Raw genomic sequence first — 17,426 nt, forward strand, 5'->3', positions numbered from 1 at the left:
CGCGGCACCGCCGCTTCCAGAGAGCCTGCCGGCGAATGCCGCCCGCGCCTTGACCAGCGGCGGCAGCCGCTTGCAGCCACCTATGCAGGGTGACCACCGGCGGGTTCTGAGAGTTCTCCTGGCGAGGACGGCCCCTCCGCCGTAGATCGTCCAGGGAAGCTCTCAGGTTCCGCCAGGCGACCACCCCGGCAACACGACCGACAACCGGCACTGAGATTCGCGCGCATCGTCGTGCGCCGCTCGAACCGCACTGCCTTCGAACTCACTCCGCGACTCCGGGAGATCCCTGTGTCCACCACTGCTGGGCGATCGCGCCTGCGCTTCAACCCCAAGCTGTTCGCCGTGGCCGTCATCGCGTCGCTGGTGCTCGGCGCACTGCTCGGCTACGTCGCCAAGCAGACCGACGCCGAGTGGCTCGCCACCACGCTGAAGACCATCGGCTCGACCTTCACCAAGCTGCTCACCTTCACCGTGCTGCCGCTGATCTTCACCGCGATCGTGGTGGGCATCAACAGCCTCCGCGGCCTCGGCGGCGGCCGCGCCGCGGCGCGGCTGGGCGGCAAGACCGCGCTGTGGTTCGGCATCACCTCGCTGATCGCGGTGCTGATCGGTCTCGCCGTCGGCTCGCTGTTCCAGCCCGGCCGCGGCCTGATCATCGAACCCGACCCGGAGAAGCTGCAGTCCATCGGCGAGAAGACCCAGGGCTCCTGGCTCGACCTGATCACCGGCCTGGTGCCCAGCAACCTGATCAGCGCCTTCGCCGAGGGCGAGACGCTGCAGGTGGTGTTCGTCGCGCTGATCATCGGTGCGGCCACCTACAGCCTGGGTGAGAAGGCGGCGCCGTTCGTCGACTTCAACAAGGCGGCCTTCGAGGTCATCCAGCGCGTGCTCGGCTGGATCATCCGGCTCGCCCCGCTGGGCACCCTCGGCCTGATCGGCAACGCCGTGGCCAGCTACGGCAACGAGTTCTTCGCGCCGCTGCTCAAGCTGATCGGCTCCACCTACGTGGCCTGCGCGCTGGTGCTGTTCGTGGTCTACCCGCTGCTGCTCGGGCTGGTGGCCAAGGTCAGCCCGATCCGGTTCTTCGCCAAGTCGTGGAACGTGCTGCAGTTCGCCTTCGTCTCCCGCTCCTCCGGCGCCAGCCTCCCGCTGACCCGCCAGACCACCGAGGACCTGGGCGTGCCCGCGTCCTACGCGAACTTCGCGGTGCCGCTGGCCACCACCACCAAGATGGACGGCTGCGCCGCGATCTACCCGGCGGTGGGCTCGATCTTCATCGCGAACCTCTTCGGCATCAGCCTCGGGCCGGTGCAGTACCTGACGATCATCGCGGTCGCGGTGTTCGGCTCCTTCGCCACGGCGGGTGTGACCGGCTGGTTCACCATGCTGACCCTGACCACCGCCGCGCTCGGCTTCCCGCCCGAGGTGGTGGCCACCGGCATCGCCATCGCCTACGCGGTGGACCCGATCCTGGACATGATGCGCACCGCCACCAACGTAGCGGGCCAGATCGTGGTGCCCACCGTGGTGGCCCGCAGCGAGGGCATCCTCGACGACGAGGTCCTGGCCAAGCCCAGCACCCCGCTCGTCGACCGCGAACTCGCCAACGCCTGACCCGGGGAGGTTCCAGGCTCGTCCTGCGTGGCGGGAAGCGGCCCCTGCGGGAGTTGCAGCACCTCACCTGGACCGCGGGCCTGATGCACGACCGGGCAGAGGGCGTCGTCGGCACGCAGCCGACGGCGCCCTCTGACGTTTGTCTGAACCCTTGGTTCACCTGGCTCGTCCGGGGGTCCGCCGACCGTAGGATGGTGGAGTGGAGAAGGGACGGCGGGGCAGGGATCTCCGGATCGGCGATCCCGAGCGCGAACTCGCGATGCGGCTGCTCGGTGAGCACTTCGCCGTCGGGCGCCTCGACGTCGGCGAGTACGACGAGCGCTGCAGGCTGGTCGCCGCCGCCCGGTTCCGCTCCGAGCTGGAGGGCCTGTTCGACGACCTGCCCGCGCCCCGGCCCGAACGCGCGGCACCGGCCGCGCAGCGGCCTCCGGGCCGCACGCGCCCGGAGCCGGCGAAGGTCGCGCTCGCGGTCGGTGTCGCCGCGCTCGCGGTACTGCTGCTGATCGTCGCCCGGCAGGCCGCGCTGTTGCTGCTGATCCCCCTGATCGCCGTGCTCTGGTTCAGCTGGCGCCGGTGAACGCCCGCACTTCGTTACGGTGTTGACATGCACCGCTCGCGGATCACCGGGGCTCGGCGGTTGAGCGCGCTGCTCACCGTCAGCACGTTTGCCCTCACCGGATGCAGCCTGTGGCAGTCGCACCCGACCGCGGACACCGCCGCGCCGCCGCCGATGCCGCTGCCCACGACGAGCACTCCGCCGCCACCGCCGCCGCGGCCTTACGAGCTCGGCCTCGACGGTGTTTCCGCGTGCTCGCTGCTCAGCACCTCCCAGCGCAACCAGCTCGGCTTCGACCGCGATCCGATGCCCGACTCCGAAGCGGGCTTCGGCAACGCCGCGACCTGCAGCTACCGCAACACCACGGCCAAGGTGGGCGCCCGGCTCGCGCTGATCACCACCGAGGGCATGGGCGTGTGGACCGACGACACCGCGCAGGTGGAGGCCACCCACGTGATGGTCGGCGAGTTCCCGGCGCTGGTCATCAAGACCCCGGGGCTGAACCTGTCCTGCAACGTGGCGGTGGACGTGGCCGAGGGCCAGCACCTCGACGTGCTCTACCGCGACGACGGCGCGCAACCGCCGTCGCCGGTGGACCAGCTGTGCGCCGGGGCCCAGCGGGTCGCCGAGGACGCCGTGGCGACGCTGGCCGATCCGGGGACCTCCGAGACCCGGACGCAGACCTCGCAACCGGGTTGATCACGCAGAGCGACCGGAAAACCCGAGCAGGGAGTGATACTCACCGCTTATGGAGCACTCCCCAGCGTGACCTCTGGTGACTACAGTGTTCGCTGGACGTTTAGTAGCTTGAGCGCGCGGGTGCTCCGCGCTCGGTCAGGTGTCCCGCACAGCACCTGACCGCGAGGGCGGGCCCGCCGCAACCGCGCGTTCGAGCACGAGGGCCTGCACCCATGATCTGGGCCCTTACCTGTGGGAGGGGAAAACGTGCCGCTAACTGCTCCGTGGGGCGACAGCTCGACCGAAGCCCTGCCGGGTGTGTCCGGTGGCTCGATGCAGGTCGAGCCCGCCGCCATTCCGAGGCTGGTCAACGCGCTGCAGGAATCGCTGGACGCGGTCGGCCTGCAGATCGAGCACGCCATCACCGAACTCCGCATCCGGCCGTGGGCCGGCGACCCGATCAGCGCCGATGCCGCCGAGGAGTTCAACCGGCGCTCCCTCGGCGGTGGCGAGGACGCGCTGACCGCCCTGTGCGGTTACCGCGACCAGCTGCAGGCCGCCGCCGAGTCGCTGGAGCGCGCCAACCGCCAGTACTCGCGCATCGACGGCGAGAGCGCCATGGGCATCGGGGGCTGCTGACCGGCCATGAGCGAACACCGATGGCAGGGATACCGCCACCCCGAGCTGTACGCCCAGATCAACGAGGGCCCGGGCCCGGACGGTTCCACCGACAGCGTCCGGCGCTGGAGCGAGCTGACCCGCGCGTTGGGCGACATCGACGCCGGGCTGGCCTCCGCGGTGACCTCGGCGATGGGCGGCTGGAGCGGAATCGCCGCGGACAGCGCCCACGACGGGCTGCGGCCGCTGGGCAACTGGGCCGCGCTGGCCCAGGAGGCCACCACCGTGATGCGGGAGCGGGCCGAGCAGCAGGCGGAGTTCATCAGCAAGGCGCGCCGCGACATGCCGCCTCCGGTGCAGGTCACCGCCGAGGAACCGGGCGCGGCGCAGACCCTGCTGACGCACCTCTTCGGCGGGCAGACCGACTACGAGGTGCAGGAGGCGAAGCAGCACGCGGCCGAGCAGCGCGCGTTCGACGTGATGCGCACCTACGAGGCGTCCACGCAGGCGAACACGACGTCGCTGGCCTCGTTCGCGCCGCCGCCGCAGGTCGTGGTGGACGCGCCGGTCAGGGGCGGTTCGAGCGTTTCCGGTGGCCAGCCGAACGTGACCATCAGCTGGGGCCCCACCAGCGTGCCCGCACCGCGCGGCTCCGGTTCGGCGACCGCGGCGCAGCGCACCGCGCAGCAGCCGACCCGGCCCGGCGGAACTCCGGTGCGCGGCGGTGAAGTCAGCTCCGGCGGCGGCCGGGCGGCCAAGCGGGAGCGCGACGAGCCCGTGGACCGGAAGGTCACCGAGAAGACCGGCAACCGCGGTGGCTTCTTCGACCTGGTGGAATCGCCGTCGCGACCGGTGATCGGCGGCGAGCCCGGGCAATGACGTTCCCCGCCACCGCCCAGCGGATCGGCCTGTCGGCGCTGGAACTCGACGTGCTCGTCGAGCACCTCCGACTCGAGACGATGCCGCTGGTGCTCAAGGTCCCCTCCCCCGGGCGCACCCATGCCGAGCGCGCGCAGCTGGTCGAGTCGGCGTGGTGTTCGCTGGGCGCGCGCGGGCTCGGACGGCCGACCGCGGTCGACCCCGAGCTGGAGCGGGTGCTCCGGCTGCTGGCCCATCCCGACCGGGAGGTCGACGGACGGCTCTGGCTGGAGCGCAGCGTCCGGGTGCTCGCCGCGGCGGTCGGCGAAGAAGCGGTGCTGGTCGTCAAGGACGGCGACGAGCTGAGCCTGCGTTCGGCCTCGGCGAGCGGATTGCCGCGCGAAGCGCTCTCGGTGCTGCCGCAGTTGCCGCCCGGCCCCGGCCGTTCGGTCTCGCTGCTCAGCAGCGACCTGGACGCCGCGGCGGAAGAGGCGGGCAACAACGTCGAGCAGCTGGTCGGCGCCCTGCAACGCCGGGGAGTCCGCGCGGACGACGCGGAAACGCTGACCGACATGGTCGCCGGTGTGGCCGCCCGCGGGCAGTTCGGCGCCGCCGCCCGCGACCGGTTCGGCCGCCGCGTCCGGGCCGACCGGGTGGTCGGGTTCTTCGACACGGCGCACGGCCGCTACGCCCAGCTGCGCCGGGAATCACCGTCCGGCGACGTGTGGAGCACGATCGCCCCGGCCGACGCCCGCCGCCTGAACGGCCACCTCGAAGAACTCCTCACCGAGATCAGCACCGACACCTGATCCCACCCTCGCCCCCGGGCTCTCCGCACGGGCACCACGCGATTTCAATGGAAATCAGACGCCTGATTTCCATTGAAATCGCCGGAGGAGTCGGCGTGTCGGGCAACGACACGCCGAAGATCCGCAACTTCAATTGAAATCGGATGTTCGATTTCAATTGAAGTTGCGGAGGTTCCGCCGTCGGCGCACCCGGGGTGGTGCACCGACGGCGGGAGGTGGGGTCAGACCAGGGGTTCTTCCAGGCGGGTCCGGGCCTCCGGCGCCGCCGAGCGCTTGGCGTCCGCCGCCTGGTCGTCGGGCTGGGTCTGGGAGTCGCGCTCCGCTTCCACTCGCTGCGTGTAGACCTCGACCTCGCGCTCGATCTGCGCTTCGTCCCAACCGAGGACACCGGCCATCAGCCGCGCCACCGGTTCCGCGCAGTCCACGCCGCGGTGCGGGTACTCGATCGAGATGCGGGTGCGGCGGGTGAGCACGTCCTCCAGGTGCAGGGCGCCCTCGTGGCTGCACGCGTAAACCGCCTCGGCCTGCAGGTAGTTCGGCGCGGCCGGGATCGGCTTGAGCAGTTCCGGCCGGTCCGCGGCGAGGGCGAGCACGTCGTGGATCTCCGAGCCGTAGCGGTCCAGCAGGTGCCGGATCCGGTACGGGTGCAGACCGTGCGCGGTGGCGATCTGGTCGGCCTGGTTGATCAGCGCGTGGTAGCCGTCGGCGCCGACCAGCGGAACCTGGTCGGTGCACGAGGAGGCCACCCGGCCGTTGATGTCCGGGGCGACGGCGTCCACCGCGTCGGCGGCCATCACCCGGTACGTCGTGTACTTGCCGCCGGCGATCGCCACCAGACCCGGGGCGACCCGCGCCACCGCGTGCTCGCGGGACAGCTTCGAGGTCTCCTCGCTCTCACCGGCCAGCAGCGGGCGCAGCCCGGCGTAGACGCCCTCGATGTCCTCGTGCTTCAGCGGGGTGGCCAGCACCGTGTTGACGTGCTTGAGGATGTAGTCGATGTCCGACTTGGTCGCGGCCGGGTGCGCCAGGTCGAGGTTCCAGTCGGTGTCGGTGGTGCCGACGATCCAGTGGCTGCCCCACGGGATGACGAACAGCACCGACTTCTCGGTGCGCAGGATCATCCCGGTCTCGGCGACGATCCGGTCGCGCGGCACCACGATGTGCACGCCCTTGCTGGCGCGCACCCGGAACCGGCCGCGTCCACCGGAGAGCTTCTGCAGCTCGTCGGTCCACACCCCGGTCGCGTTGATCACGGCCTGCGCGCGGACCTCGGTCTCGGCGCCGGTCTCCACGTCGCGCACCCGGACCCCGGCGATCCGGTCGGCTTCCCGGAGGAACCCGGTGACCTGCGTCGAGTTCATCACCACCGCGCCGTAGCGGGCGGCGGTGCGGGCGACGGTCATGGTGTGGCGGGCGTCGTCGGCCTGCGCGTCGTAGTAGCGGATGCCGCCGATCAGCGCGTTGCGCTTCAGCGCGGGCACCATCCGCAGCGCACCGGCGCGGGAGAGGTGCTTCTGGCCCGGCACGGAGCGGGCGCCGCCCATCGTGTCGTAGAGGAACAGCCCGGCCGCGGTGTACGGGCGCTCCACCACCCGCCGGGTCAGCGGGTACAGGAACGGCACCGGCTTCACCAGGTGCGGCGCGATCCGGGTGAGCATCAGCTCGCGCTCCCGCAGCGCCTCGCGGACCAGCGAGAACTCCAGCTGCTCCAGGTAGCGCAGACCGCCGTGGAACAGCTTGCTGGACCGGCTGGAGGTTCCCGAAGCGAGGTCGCGGGCCTCGACCAGCGCCACCTTCAGACCGCGGGTCGCCGCGTCCAGCGCAGCGCCGGCGCCGGTGACGCCGCCACCGATCACCACCACGTCGAACTCCTCGGCGCCCAGCCGCCGCCAGTCCTCGGCCCGCTCGGCCGGGCCCAACGTGCCCTTCAGCCGGTTCTCGGTCTTGTCTTCGGACACCGCGTCCTCCTCGCTCGAATCGCGTCCCACCATCAGTTCTTCCAACAGCGGCGGCAGCCGCTAGCGGGGTGGGACTCGGCTTTCCCCGCTGCGCGCGCTCGGCCTTCGCGCGAGGACGTCTCCGGGCCGCCGAAAGCGGTCGCGCAGGCCGCCCCGCACCACCGCCGACGCGGGAACCGGACCTCGACGAATGGTCATCATGCCCGACCAGCACGCTGCGTGCCCGCCGCGACACCGCGCGTTCTCCCCGCCTGCTCGACCAGCGCACCGCGGTCGCGCAGCACCTCGATGTCCGCGCTGTCGGTCTTCGAATCGACGATGACGATGTCGAAGTCCTCCACCGGCACCACCGCGTGCAGCGCCCGCCTGCGGAACTTGGTGTGGTCGACGTAGAGCACGCGGCGCTGCGCGGAGGCGAGCATGGCCTTCTTTATCTGCACCATCTCCTGCTGCGGGTAGCAGCAGATCCCGTCGGTGACCGCGGAGACCGACATGATCGCCAGGTCCACCCGCAGGTTGCGCAGCGCGTCCAGCGCCATGCCGCCGACGAAGGCGTCCGCCCACGGGAGGTAGTCGCCGCCCACGCAGATCAGGCTGATCCCCGGCGCGTTGCGCAGCTCGTCGAACACCCCGCGGTGGTTGGTGACCACGGTCAGCGGGGCCCGCTCCGGCAGCAGCCGGGCCAGGTAGACGCCGGTCGTCGAGTCGTCCAGCACCAGCGCTTGGCCGGGTTCGACCAGTTCGGCGGCGGCGCGGGCGAGCTCTTCCTTCTCGGCCTTGTTCTGCGGCAGGCGGAACTCCGACGCCGCCTCGTACAGCAGCGACGACGCCGCGGAGACGTTGCCCCGGTTGCGGTGCACCAGCCCCTGCGACTCGAGGTCGGCGAGATCGCGGTAGACGGTCATCGCGCTGGCGCCGATGGTCGTGACGAGGTCGTCGATGCGCAGCGTGCCCTCGGCCATCACCAGCTCGGTGATCTTGCGCCGGCGGTCCTGCTGCTTCTCGGACGGACGCCGAGCGGACATCATCGTCCCCCTCACTCCCGAACCAGCCAACTCGATAAAAACACCATCGGAGGCGTCTTGCAGCGTTGTTTTCCCCAAGTCTAATGTTACCGCACAGTATGGAGCGACGTCGGGTCGTGCTGCCCGCGGGAGCGGCCCCGCACCGCCGAACCGGTGCGCTGGGCGGTACGGAGCAACCCCGTACCCACGACTGGCGGCATGCATGGACACGTGTTGACATGCGGCAGTACCGTCCCGACTCACTCCATGTCGGACAGTCAAGTCCCGCCTGTGCCAACGGCGGCATGAAGAGGGGAACGGCAAGAATGACGATCAGTCTCGGGGAGATCTTCCTCTGGGAGATGCTGGGGACGGCGGTACTCACGTTGATGGGCTGCGGCGTCGTGGCCAACAACGTTCTGCGCAAGACCGGCGGGCACGACACCGGATTCCTGATGGTCAACTTCGGCTGGGGCTTCGCGGTCTTCGCGGGCGCCAGCATCGCGGAGCCGACCGGAGCGCACATCAACCCGGCAGTCACCCTGGGGCTGGCGGTGAACGGCCAGACCGCGTGGTCGGACGTGCCGGTCTACATCGTCGCGCAGCTCATCGGCGGCACCCTGGGCGCGGTGCTGTGCTGGGCGGTCTACAAGCTGCAGTTCGACACCCACGACGACCCGCGCAACACGCTCGGCATCTTCTCGACCGCGCCGACGGTGCGAAACGCCCCGTGGAACCTCGTGACCGAGACCATCGCCACCTTCGTGCTGGTCTTCTGGATCATCCTCAGCCCGCAGGCGGGCCCCGGCGGCACGGACGGCGTGCCGACCTTCGGCAACTCCGCGCTGGGCTACGCCGCGGTCGCCTTCCTCGTGATCGGCATCGGCAACTCGCTCGGCGGCCCGACCGGTTACGCCATCAACCCGGCTCGCGACCTCGGCCCGCGCATCGCCTACGCGATCCTGCCCATCCGCGGCAAGGGCTCGGCGGACTGGGGATACTCGTGGGTGCCGATCGTCGGCCCGATCCTCGGTGGTGTGCTGGCGGGCGCGCTGGCCCTCGCACTGCCCATCGCCAGCTGACCAGACCCAGTCCACATAGGAAGGTAGAACGAGAGATGGCCTCTTATGTCGCCGCCATCGACCAGGGCACGACCTCGACCCGGTGCATGATCTTCGACCACTCCGGTCGGGTCGTCGCCGTCGACCAGGTCGAGCACCGGCAGATCTTCCCGAAGGCCGGCTGGGTCGAGCACGACCCGGTCGAGATCTGGACCAACACCCGGCAGGTCTGCGCGGGCGCGCTCGCCAAGGCCGACCTGGTGTCCTCCGACATCGTCGCCGTCGGGATCACCAACCAGCGGGAAACCACCGTGGTCTGGGAGAAGGCCACCGGCAAGCCGGTGTACAACGCGATCGTCTGGCAGGACACCCGCACCGACGAGATCGTCAACGCCCTCGCCGCGGGCGAGGACGGGCAGAACCGGTACCAGCGCAAGACCGGGCTGCCGCTGGCGACCTACTTCTCCGGTCCCAAGGTGAAGTGGATCCTGGACAACGTCGAGGGCACCCGCGAGCGCGCCGAACGCGGCGAGCTGCTGTTCGGCAACATGGACACCTGGGTGCTGTGGAACTGCACCGGTGGCCCGGACGGCGGGTTGCACGTCACCGACCCGACCAACGCCTCCCGCACGATGCTGATGGACCTCGAGCGGCTGGCGTGGGACGCCGACATCTGCGCCGAGCTCGGCGTGCCGATGGCGATGCTGCCGGAGATCCGCTCCTCCTCGGAGGTCTACGGCAAGTTCCGGGAGCGCGGCGTGTTCGCGGGCATCCCGATCGCGGGCATCCTCGGCGACCAGCAGGCGGCCACCTTCGGCCAGGCCTGCCTGTCGCCCGGCGAAGCCAAGAACACCTACGGCACCGGCAACTTCGTGCTGCTCAACACCGGCACCGAGCGGGTGATCAGCGAGAACGGGCTGCTCACCACGGTCGGCTACAAGATCGGCGGCAATGACACGGTGTACTGCCTGGAGGGCTCCATCGCGGTCACCGGCTCGCTGGTGCAGTGGCTGCGGGACAACCTCGGGCTGATCGCCAGCGCTCCGGAGATCGAGCAGGTCGCCAGCAGCGTGGAGGACAACGGCGGCGCCTACTTCGTGCCGGCGTTCTCCGGGCTGTTCGCACCGCACTGGCGCTCCGACGCGCGCGGCGCGATCGTCGGCCTGACCCGCTACGTCAACCGCGGCCACCTGGCCCGCGCGGTGCTGGAGGCCACGGCGTTCCAGACCCGCGAGGTCATCGAGGCGATGAACGCCGACTCCGGTGTGCCGCTGAAGTCGCTGAAGGTCGACGGCGGCATGGTCGGCAACGAGCTGCTGATGCAGTTCCAGGCCGACATCCTCGGCGTGCCGGTGATCCGCCCGGTCGTCGCGGAGACCACGGCGCTGGGCGCGGCCTACGCGGCGGGCCTGGCGGTGGGATTCTGGGAGAGCGAGGCGGACATCCGCTCCAACTGGGCCAAGGACAAGCAGTGGGATCCGAAGATGCCGACCGAGCTGCGCGAGAGGGAGTACGCGCAGTGGCAGAAGGCGGTGTCCAAGACCCTGGACTGGGTCGACTGAGCACCTGAGCGGAACCAGCGGCCCGTCCCCGGCAGGGGGCGGGCCGCTTCGCGTCCACTGTGGATTTCGGTGGCGTGGTTCCCCCCGGGGGCGGATCGGGGGAACCACGCCCGAGGAGCGGGCGGGGCGCCCTGCCCGCGCTACCCCGCCCTCGACAGCGGTCGGCGACGGGCCGAGGGGTCCCTCGCCGCCAGGAGGTGCCTCCGCTGCCGCGAGACCGGCTGCGGCCCGGTCCCGCTCCTGCTGTTTGGACGCGCGACGCGGCGGGAGGTTGCTCCGCCGGGCGATCCGGCTGCTAGCCGACCGCGGCCAGCAGCTCCTCGACGATCCGGGTGCGGCTCGCCACCGGGGCACCCGGGTACCAGGTGCAAGCGATGTCGAGGGCCCGGACCCGACCGGTCGCCATGATCCGCCGGGCGGCGTCCAGCACCGCGTCCGCCGACGGCCCGCCGGTCACCGGGAAGCGGAGGTCCGACAGCTCGGCCGCATCGATCACGTCCAGGTCGATGTGCAGGAGGATCGGCCCGTCGGGCAGCTCTTCGGCGGCCTCCTCGACCTCGGCTCGGGCGATCTCCGAGCTCTCCAGGTACTCGGCCTCGGCCCGGTCCAGATCACGCGCGCCGACCAGCAGCACCCGGGACTCCGGCAGCGGGCGGAGGCCGATGGCATCGGCCAGCAGTTCCGGGTGGTCGCCGACCGCCAGGCGCAGCGGCATCCCGCCCGCGTAGCCGGATTCAGTGGTCTCCGGGCTCTGCACGTCGCCGTGCGCGTCGAACCAGACAACCGACGGCACCACCTCCGCCCGCTGCAGACCGGCGAGGACCGCCAGCGACACCATGCAGTCCCCGGAGATCACGGACGGCACCTCGCCCCGGCGCACCGCGGCCGCCACCTCGTCGGCGACGGTCGGGTACAGCGCGCCGAGACGCTGCCACACGTCCCCGTCCGGCAACTGGCGCACCACCCGAGTCGCGGTGCTCACTCCCAGAGCGGATTCGGGGAGCAGCTCGTCGAGGTGGTAGGGAACGGAAATGGTAGCCATGCCAGGACATTAGCCGCCGCACGGTCCCGCGTGCGACTGATTTCCCCGCTGCTCAGCGGAAGTCGTCGGCGTGGTCGACAGCCCACTGGGCGAAGGTGCGGGCCGGGCGCCCGGTCACCTGCTCCACCGTCGGCACCGGGTCGTCGAGAGCCTGGTCCGCTCCGCGGAGGTCGAACAGGGTGTCCACGACCGCTGCCGGAACCCCTTCGGCCACCAGGCGGGCCTTCGCCTGCTTCAGCGGCTCCGCTTCGATCCGGACCTCGCGGCCGATCGCGGCACCGATCGCGCGCACCTGATCGGCCGTGCTGATCCGTTCCGGGCCGGTCAGCACGTAGGACTTACCGGCGTGCCCGTCCTCCAGCAGCGCCGCGACCGCCACCGCGGCGATGTCGTCCTCGTGGATCGACGCCTGCTGCGCATCCGGGAACGGCTCCCGGACCACGCCTTCCGCGCGAATCGGATCCGCCCAGGCCAGCGTGTTGGCGGCGAACGCTCCCGGCCGCAAGAACGTCCACTCGAAACCGCCGTCGGCGACCGCCTGCTCGACCAGCCGGTGGCGCTGCCCGATCGCGTTCTCGGCACCGAACTCGACCGCCATCGACGACAGCACCACGACCCGCTGGACATCCGCGGCCGCTGCCTGCGCCACGAAGGTGGCCGTGCTCTCGGGTACCGGGAACAGGAAGACCCGGTCGACCCCGTTCAGCGCCGCCGCCAGCGACTCCGCATCTCCCAGCCCACCGGCGAACAGCTCGACCTCGGCGGGCAGCCCCGCCGCCTCCGGGCGCCTGGTCAGCGCCCGCACCTGCGCACCGGAGGCCAGCAGGCGATCGACCACGCAGCGTCCGACGTTGCCCGTCGCTCCGGTCACCAACACCGTCATCGAGTTCTCCTCAACCGATTCGGAATCGGCCCCACACTAGGACTTCGAGCGCACTGGAGGTCAAACTGTTTTCGCGGCCCCGTCGTCCGGTCGCGGGGCGCGGAACCGGCAGGGCGAAAGACCTTTCAGGCGCGCACTTCCAGGGCTTCGAGCACGTCGGCGACTTCTTGCCGGGCCTCGGCCGGGAGGCCGCGAAGAGGCCGGGGAAGGTTCGGGGATCCGATGAGCCCGAGGTGCTCGGCCGCGGCGGAGGTGACGCGAAGGCTGCCGTAGCGCCCGAACAACTTCCACAGCGGCGTCATGCGCTGGGACAGCTCCACCGCTCGCGCGGCGTCGTGCCGTGCCGCGCGAGTGATCGCCAGGCACTCCTCGGGCAGGAGGCCGCCGATGACGCTGAACCACACGTCGGCACCGGCGTTGAGCCCACCGGCAGCGAACTGATCGCCGCTGACGCCCAGGGCAACTCCTGCGGGCAGCGCGTTCCGGAACGCGGCGACCCTGGCGGGCGCCTGGTCCTCGGGAATGCCCGGGATCTTCACCGCACCGACGTTGGGCAGGGACGCGATGCGCCCGTGCAGCTCGTCGCTGAAGCGGAAGTGCGTGGTGCCGGGGTTGTCGTACACGCACAGCGGAACGGACAGCCCCGCGGTGACGTCTTCGTACAGCCCGAAGACCTCGTCATCGGTGAGCTGCTGGTAGGACACCGGGGCGAGCAGCACCGCGGACGCGCCCGCGTTCTGGGCGTCTTCGGCCAGGGCCAGGACGTCGGAGGTGCGCAGAGCACCGATGCCGACCATGACCGGGACATCGCCTGCCGCGTCCACGGCGATCCGGGCGGCCCGGGAGCGCTCCTCGCGGGTGAGGTAGGCGTAGCCGCCGGTGGAACCGAGCGCGCCGATCGAATCGACGCCTGCCGCGGCCAAGCGCTCGACGAGCTTCCGGAATCCCCGTTCGTCGATCCCGGCTTCGCCGGTCGGGGTGAGCGGGAATGCGCTGAGTCCGGTGAACATGCACGACCTTTCCGATGTGGCCCGGCTCGGGCCGGGACGTCCGTCCGCCCCATCGTCCGTCCGCCGCCGTTCTCCGGCCAAGCCCAATTCGCCTCCGGTGGTCGCCTAGGACTCGATCACCGGCAGCCCGGCCTCGGCCAGGTCCGCCCACACCTCGGCAGGTACCGGCCGCTCGAACAGCTCGGCGTTGCGGCGCACCTCCGCCGCCGACCGCGCGCCCACCACGACGCTGGCGACGGCCGGGTGCGCCCCGGCGAAGGCCATCGCCACCTGCGGAAGGCTCGCACCGTGCCGGTGGACCACCTCCGCGATCCCGGCGACCCTCGCGCGCAGCTCCGGCGCGGCAGGCGAGTAGTCGAACATCGCTTCCGCGTCGAGCTCGTCGGTGGCCAGGACACCGCCGTTGAACACCCCGGCCGCCAGCACCGACACGTTCCGCCGCAGGCACGCCGGGAGCATGGTGTGCGCCGCGGACTGCTCGAGCAGCGTGTAGCGGCCGGCGAGCATCACCGCGTCCACATCCGTCTCGGTCGCGAACCGCTCCAGCATCGGCCACTGGTTCATCCCGGCACCGATCGCGCCGACCACGCCCTGCGCGCGCAGTTCGTGCAGCGCCGGGTACGCCTCGTCGACCGCCTGCCGCCAGTGGTCGTCCGGGTCGTGGATCAGCACCAGGTCCACCCGGTCCATGCCGAGCCGTCGCAGGCTGGCCTCCAGCGACCGCCGCACCCCGTCGGCGCTGAAGTCCCACACCCGCTCGTGGTCCGCGGGCACGTCGAAGCCCGCGGCGTCGCGCCGGTCGGCGGTCGCCGGGCTCGGCACCAGCAGCCTGCCGACCTTCGTCGACACGACCAGCTCCGACCGGGGCCGTCCGGCCAGCGCCGAACCGAGGCGTCGTTCGGCCAGCCCGAGCCCGTAGTGCGGCGCCGTGTCGAAGTACCTGATCCCGGCGTCCCAAGCCGCGTCCACCGCGCCGAGAGCGGTTTCCTCGTCGACCGCGCGGTAGAGGTTCCCGATCACCGCGCCGCCGAAGCCCAGCGGCGAGACCACCACGTCCGAGCGCCCGAGCTTCACGGCAGCTCCCACACCTGCCGGAGGCCGGTGTCCCCGCCCGAGTAGTCGTCCTCCACCGCCAGCAGCTCGGACATCCGCGCCTGCCACGCAACGTTCGCCGGGTGGTCGCGCAGCGCCCGCCGCATCGCCTGGTAGTCCTCGACCTCCACCACGTGGAACAGGTCCAGGCCGTCGCGCCAGATCCGCCAGCTGCGCACTCCCGCTTCACGCAGCGCCGCGTCCAGCTCGGCCGGGATCACCGCGTGCACCTGCTCGTACTCGGCTTCGCGTCCGGGTTCCAGCTTGGTGCGCAAGGCTATTCGCTGCATCCGGGGTCCTCCCTCGTCCACGTCCCGGCGGCGGGATCGACCGGCCACATAGGACGCGGTTGCGCCGTGGGCCGTCCGGATCGGCATCGGCCCCGACCACCGCACCAGGTGGCCGAGCAGTGCGGGTTCATCGCCTCACTCGGGAACCGGGTGTCGCCGCCCGGGATCAGCGCCGTCATCGGGGCACCTCGCTTCCGCGCACGCCGACCACAGGTATAACGGCCGGTGCCCGGAAAGCAAAGCCCGCCGGTCAGCTGAAGGCGGCCAGGAAGGCGTGGCGGGCGTCGGAGGTCGTGTGCGCGGGCCACAGCGCGTGCAGCGGCACCTCGATCAGCGGCCGGAGCGCGACGACCTGGACCTTCCCGTTGGCGGCGGGGCCGGGCTCAGCGGTCACGAACGCGATGTCGTCGGTGCCGAGGACCGCGGTGACCGGCGGAGTGCCCTGGATGGCGTTGCGGTGCGTGCGCGGCTCGAACCCGGCCTGCCTGCAGTGCTCGATGAGCAGGTCGGTGTAACCGGAGCGACCCGGATGGCCCCACACGACGATCCGCTCGTCGGCCAGTTCGGCCAGTTCCACCACGTCCCGGTCGGCGAAGCGGTGCTCCGCGGAAACCGCGATCTGGAGCCGCTGGTGGACGAGCGTGGTGCGGTTCAGGCCGTGGGCCGGGCTCATGGCGCGGCACAATCCCAGGTCCAGCTCGCCGGCGAGCAGCTGCTCGGTGAGCTCAGCCGGATAGCGCTGGTTGACGTCGGTGGCCAGACCCGGGTGATCGGCGTGCACTCGGCGGAGCAGCGCGGTGACCTCGTCACCGGTGACGGCCGGCGTGTGGCCGATGCGCAGCACCTCCGACTCACCGCGGCCGATCCGCCGCGCGCGTTGCAGCGCCGAACGGGCCACGCCCTCCAGCACGCGTGCATCGGCGATCAGCGCCTCCCCGGCAGGCCGCACGGTCACTCCGGTGGTGGTGCGTTCGAGCAGGTCGACGCCGACTTCGCGTTCGAGCGCGCGGATCGAGGTGGACAACGCCTGCTGGGACAGGTGCAGGCGGGCTGCGGCGCGGGTGAAGCTGCCCTCCTCCGCCACCGCGACCAGATGCGCGAGCTTGTGCAGGTCCAAACCCACGTCACGGCCTGCTTTCCGCGGAACCGGTTCGGTTGGCGACCAGAGTCGCGGCGGTGGCCACCGCCATTCCCACCACCGCTCCGCCCAGCCCGAGCAGCGGCGTGCTGAACGGCAGCGCGAGCACCACCACCGCACCGGCCGCGACGAACGCCGAACTCCGCACCGCGCCGGTGTTCGCCAGCCGGTGCAGCGCGCCCAACGCGATCATGACCAGGGCGACCGGCACCGCGACGGCGAACGCGGCGGCCTGTTCGCCGATGTGCGAGCGGTGTCCGGCGGTGTCCACGGCCACTTCGATACCAGAACCGAGCGCCGCGATCGAAGCGAACACCACGACGTGGCCGTACCCCCAGGTCAACGCGACGCGCAGGTTCCGCAAACGCGCCTCCCCGCCGGAGAAGTAGATCCACCACAGGACGAAGACGATCGCGAGGCCACCGGCCGCGATCAGGATCAGCGAGGCGGAAGCCCCGAACTCGGCCACCACCGACTGCACGGCGGCGAGGGAACCGAGGACGACCTCACCGAGCACGATGATGGTGAACAGGCCGTACCGCTCCGCGATGTGCTCCGGGTGCCAGGGAGTGGCCCGGCCGCGCGCCTCGGCCCAGGCCGGGACCGCCAGCTCGGCGACCACCAGCACCGCGAAGGTGACGTAGGCCCAGGTGCCCGGCGCCCACAACCGCGCGATCCACCCCACCTGCACCACCGCGATCCCGGCCGCGTAGCGCAGCGTGGTGGCCCGGCCCTCCGGGTGCTCGACGGCGGCCCGCAGCCACTGGCAGATCATCCCGATGCGCATCAGCACGTAGCCGATGACCACGACGGTGAAGTCGTAGTGCTCGAACGCGGCGGGCACACCGGCCGCCAGCACCAGCACCCCGGCCATCTGCAGCAGCGTGAGCAGCCGGTAGAGCACGTCGTCGGTGTCGTAGGCCGAGGCGAACCAGGTGAAGTTCATCCACGCCCACCAGATCGCGAAGAACACCGCCAGGTACCCGACGAGCCCACCGCCGAGATGGCCCTCGTCCAGCGTGTGGTGCAGCTGCGCGGCGGCCTGCCCGACCGCCACCACGAAGCACAGGTCGAAGAACAGCTCCAGCGGAGTCGAGACGCGGTGCTCCTCGTCCGGGTCGCGCCCCCGCATCGCCTGCCACCGGATCCTCGCCGGGTTCACCACCGGTACCTCCTCCGCGCCGCGCCGAACGTGCTCCGACATCCCGGTGCGGCAGGCGGCCTCCTCCCCTCGGTCCGCCTGCCGCACCGAG

At 71.3% G+C, this 17,426-nt stretch carries 17 protein-coding genes; 8 read left to right on the forward strand and 9 right to left on the reverse strand.

The features are described from left to right. The first annotated feature begins 288 nt into the window (after window positions 1–288). The 6 genes from C4T78_RS29395 (at window position 289) to C4T78_RS29420 (ending at window position 5,133) form a co-directional block, all read left to right on the forward strand. A complete protein-coding gene (locus C4T78_RS29395) occupies window positions 289–1,614 on the forward strand; it encodes a dicarboxylate/amino acid:cation symporter (protein WP_177247604.1) in 1,326 nt (441 codons plus the stop codon). Window positions 1,615–1,813: 199 nt separating this feature from the next. After that, window positions 1,814–2,191 carry a DUF1707 SHOCT-like domain-containing protein gene (locus tag C4T78_RS29400; protein ID WP_235863547.1) on the forward strand — a complete coding sequence of 126 codons (378 nt, stop codon included), beginning with the start codon at window positions 1,814–1,816 and terminating at the stop codon, window positions 2,189–2,191. A 27-nt stretch (window positions 2,192–2,218) separates the two neighbouring features. Further along, window positions 2,219–2,869 carry a DUF3558 domain-containing protein gene (locus C4T78_RS29405; RefSeq protein WP_093352824.1) on the forward strand — a complete coding sequence of 217 codons (651 nt, stop codon included), beginning with the start codon at window positions 2,219–2,221 and terminating at the stop codon, window positions 2,867–2,869. Window positions 2,870–3,115: 246 nt separating this feature from the next. After that, window positions 3,116–3,487: a hypothetical protein gene (locus tag C4T78_RS29410; protein WP_093157164.1), complete on the forward strand. Its 372-nt coding sequence runs from the start codon at window positions 3,116–3,118 to the stop codon at window positions 3,485–3,487. 6 nt (window positions 3,488–3,493) lie between these two features. Beyond that, complete coding sequence (locus C4T78_RS29415) at window positions 3,494–4,345, forward strand: PPE domain-containing protein (RefSeq protein ID WP_093352821.1); 852 nt, start codon at window positions 3,494–3,496, stop codon at window positions 4,343–4,345. Beyond that, window positions 4,342–5,133, forward strand: coding sequence for an ESX secretion-associated protein EspG (locus C4T78_RS29420; RefSeq protein WP_093352819.1), 792 nt, complete (start codon window positions 4,342–4,344; stop codon window positions 5,131–5,133). Before C4T78_RS29415 ends, C4T78_RS29420 begins: the two co-directional genes overlap by 4 nt. Before the next feature lie 221 nt (window positions 5,134–5,354). Here C4T78_RS29420 and glpD read toward each other — a convergent pair whose 3' ends face one another. After that, on the reverse strand, window positions 5,355–7,091 hold the full coding sequence (gene glpD / locus C4T78_RS29425; RefSeq protein ID WP_235863546.1) for a glycerol-3-phosphate dehydrogenase: 1,737 nt from the start codon (window positions 7,089–7,091) through the stop codon (window positions 5,355–5,357). Window positions 7,092–7,288: 197 nt separating this feature from the next. Beyond that, window positions 7,289–8,116, reverse strand: coding sequence for a DeoR/GlpR family DNA-binding transcription regulator (locus C4T78_RS29430; protein ID WP_177247603.1), 828 nt, complete (start codon window positions 8,114–8,116; stop codon window positions 7,289–7,291). 311 nt (window positions 8,117–8,427) lie between these two features. Here C4T78_RS29430 and C4T78_RS29435 point away from each other — a divergent pair, with 311 nt between their 5' ends. After that, window positions 8,428–9,177, forward strand: coding sequence for an MIP/aquaporin family protein (locus tag C4T78_RS29435; RefSeq protein ID WP_093352957.1), 750 nt, complete (start codon window positions 8,428–8,430; stop codon window positions 9,175–9,177). A 35-nt stretch (window positions 9,178–9,212) separates the two neighbouring features. Continuing rightward, a complete protein-coding gene (glpK, locus tag C4T78_RS29440; RefSeq protein ID WP_093352812.1) occupies window positions 9,213–10,718 on the forward strand; it encodes a glycerol kinase GlpK in 1,506 nt (501 codons plus the stop codon). A 295-nt stretch (window positions 10,719–11,013) separates the two neighbouring features. Here glpK and C4T78_RS29445 read toward each other — a convergent pair whose 3' ends face one another. The 7 genes from C4T78_RS29445 to C4T78_RS29475 all read right to left on the reverse strand — a co-directional run bounded on the left by C4T78_RS29445 (window position 11,014) and on the right by C4T78_RS29475 (window position 17,338). After that, window positions 11,014–11,760, reverse strand: coding sequence for an arginase family protein (locus C4T78_RS29445; RefSeq protein WP_093352809.1), 747 nt, complete (start codon window positions 11,758–11,760; stop codon window positions 11,014–11,016). A gap of 52 nt (window positions 11,761–11,812) precedes the next feature. After that, window positions 11,813–12,643 (reverse strand): NAD(P)H-binding protein, encoded by an 831-nt coding sequence (locus C4T78_RS29450; protein WP_093352807.1) that lies wholly within the window; start codon window positions 12,641–12,643, stop codon window positions 11,813–11,815. 125 nt (window positions 12,644–12,768) lie between these two features. Continuing rightward, complete coding sequence (locus tag C4T78_RS29455; RefSeq protein ID WP_093352804.1) at window positions 12,769–13,653, reverse strand: dihydrodipicolinate synthase family protein; 885 nt, start codon at window positions 13,651–13,653, stop codon at window positions 12,769–12,771. A 105-nt stretch (window positions 13,654–13,758) separates the two neighbouring features. After that, complete coding sequence (locus C4T78_RS29460) at window positions 13,759–14,727, reverse strand: aldo/keto reductase (protein WP_093352802.1); 969 nt, start codon at window positions 14,725–14,727, stop codon at window positions 13,759–13,761. Then, entirely contained in the window at window positions 14,724–15,035 is a 312-nt protein-coding gene (locus C4T78_RS29465; protein WP_093352800.1) for an L-rhamnose mutarotase, read from the reverse strand. Before C4T78_RS29465 ends, C4T78_RS29460 begins: the two co-directional genes overlap by 4 nt. Before the next feature lie 250 nt (window positions 15,036–15,285). Beyond that, complete coding sequence (locus C4T78_RS29470) at window positions 15,286–16,158, reverse strand: LysR family transcriptional regulator (RefSeq protein WP_093352798.1); 873 nt, start codon at window positions 16,156–16,158, stop codon at window positions 15,286–15,288. Window position 16,159: 1 nt separating this feature from the next. After that, window positions 16,160–17,338, reverse strand: a complete 1,179-nt coding sequence (locus C4T78_RS29475) for a low temperature requirement protein A (protein WP_235863545.1) — start codon at window positions 17,336–17,338, stop codon at window positions 16,160–16,162. Window positions 17,339–17,426: the final 88 nt, after the last annotated feature.

Origin of the sequence: Saccharopolyspora kobensis (assembly GCF_900108315.1) — a bacterium.
Taxonomy (GTDB): Bacteria; Actinomycetota; Actinomycetes; order Mycobacteriales; family Pseudonocardiaceae; genus Saccharopolyspora; species Saccharopolyspora kobensis.

Bases quoted from the DNA above. Each gene is read 5' to 3' on its own strand.
- C4T78_RS29430 (WP_177247603.1), bottom strand. From the start codon at position 8,116: ATGTCCGCTCGGCGTCCGTCCGAGAAGCAGCAGGACCGCCGGCGCAAG.
- glpK (WP_093352812.1), top strand. From the start codon at position 9,213: ATGGCCTCTTATGTCGCCGCCATCGACCAGGGCACGACCTCGACCCGG.
- C4T78_RS29455 (WP_093352804.1), bottom strand. From the start codon at position 13,653: ATGTTCACCGGACTCAGCGCATTCCCGCTCACCCCGACCGGCGAAGCC.
- C4T78_RS29420 (WP_093352819.1), top strand. From the start codon at position 4,342: ATGACGTTCCCCGCCACCGCCCAGCGGATCGGCCTGTCGGCGCTGGAA.
- C4T78_RS29415 (WP_093352821.1), top strand. From the start codon at position 3,494: ATGAGCGAACACCGATGGCAGGGATACCGCCACCCCGAGCTGTACGCC.
- C4T78_RS29405 (WP_093352824.1), top strand. From the start codon at position 2,219: ATGCACCGCTCGCGGATCACCGGGGCTCGGCGGTTGAGCGCGCTGCTC.
- C4T78_RS29450 (WP_093352807.1), bottom strand. From the start codon at position 12,643: ATGACGGTGTTGGTGACCGGAGCGACGGGCAACGTCGGACGCTGCGTG.
- C4T78_RS29445 (WP_093352809.1), bottom strand. From the start codon at position 11,760: ATGGCTACCATTTCCGTTCCCTACCACCTCGACGAGCTGCTCCCCGAA.
- C4T78_RS29465 (WP_093352800.1), bottom strand. From the start codon at position 15,035: ATGCAGCGAATAGCCTTGCGCACCAAGCTGGAACCCGGACGCGAAGCC.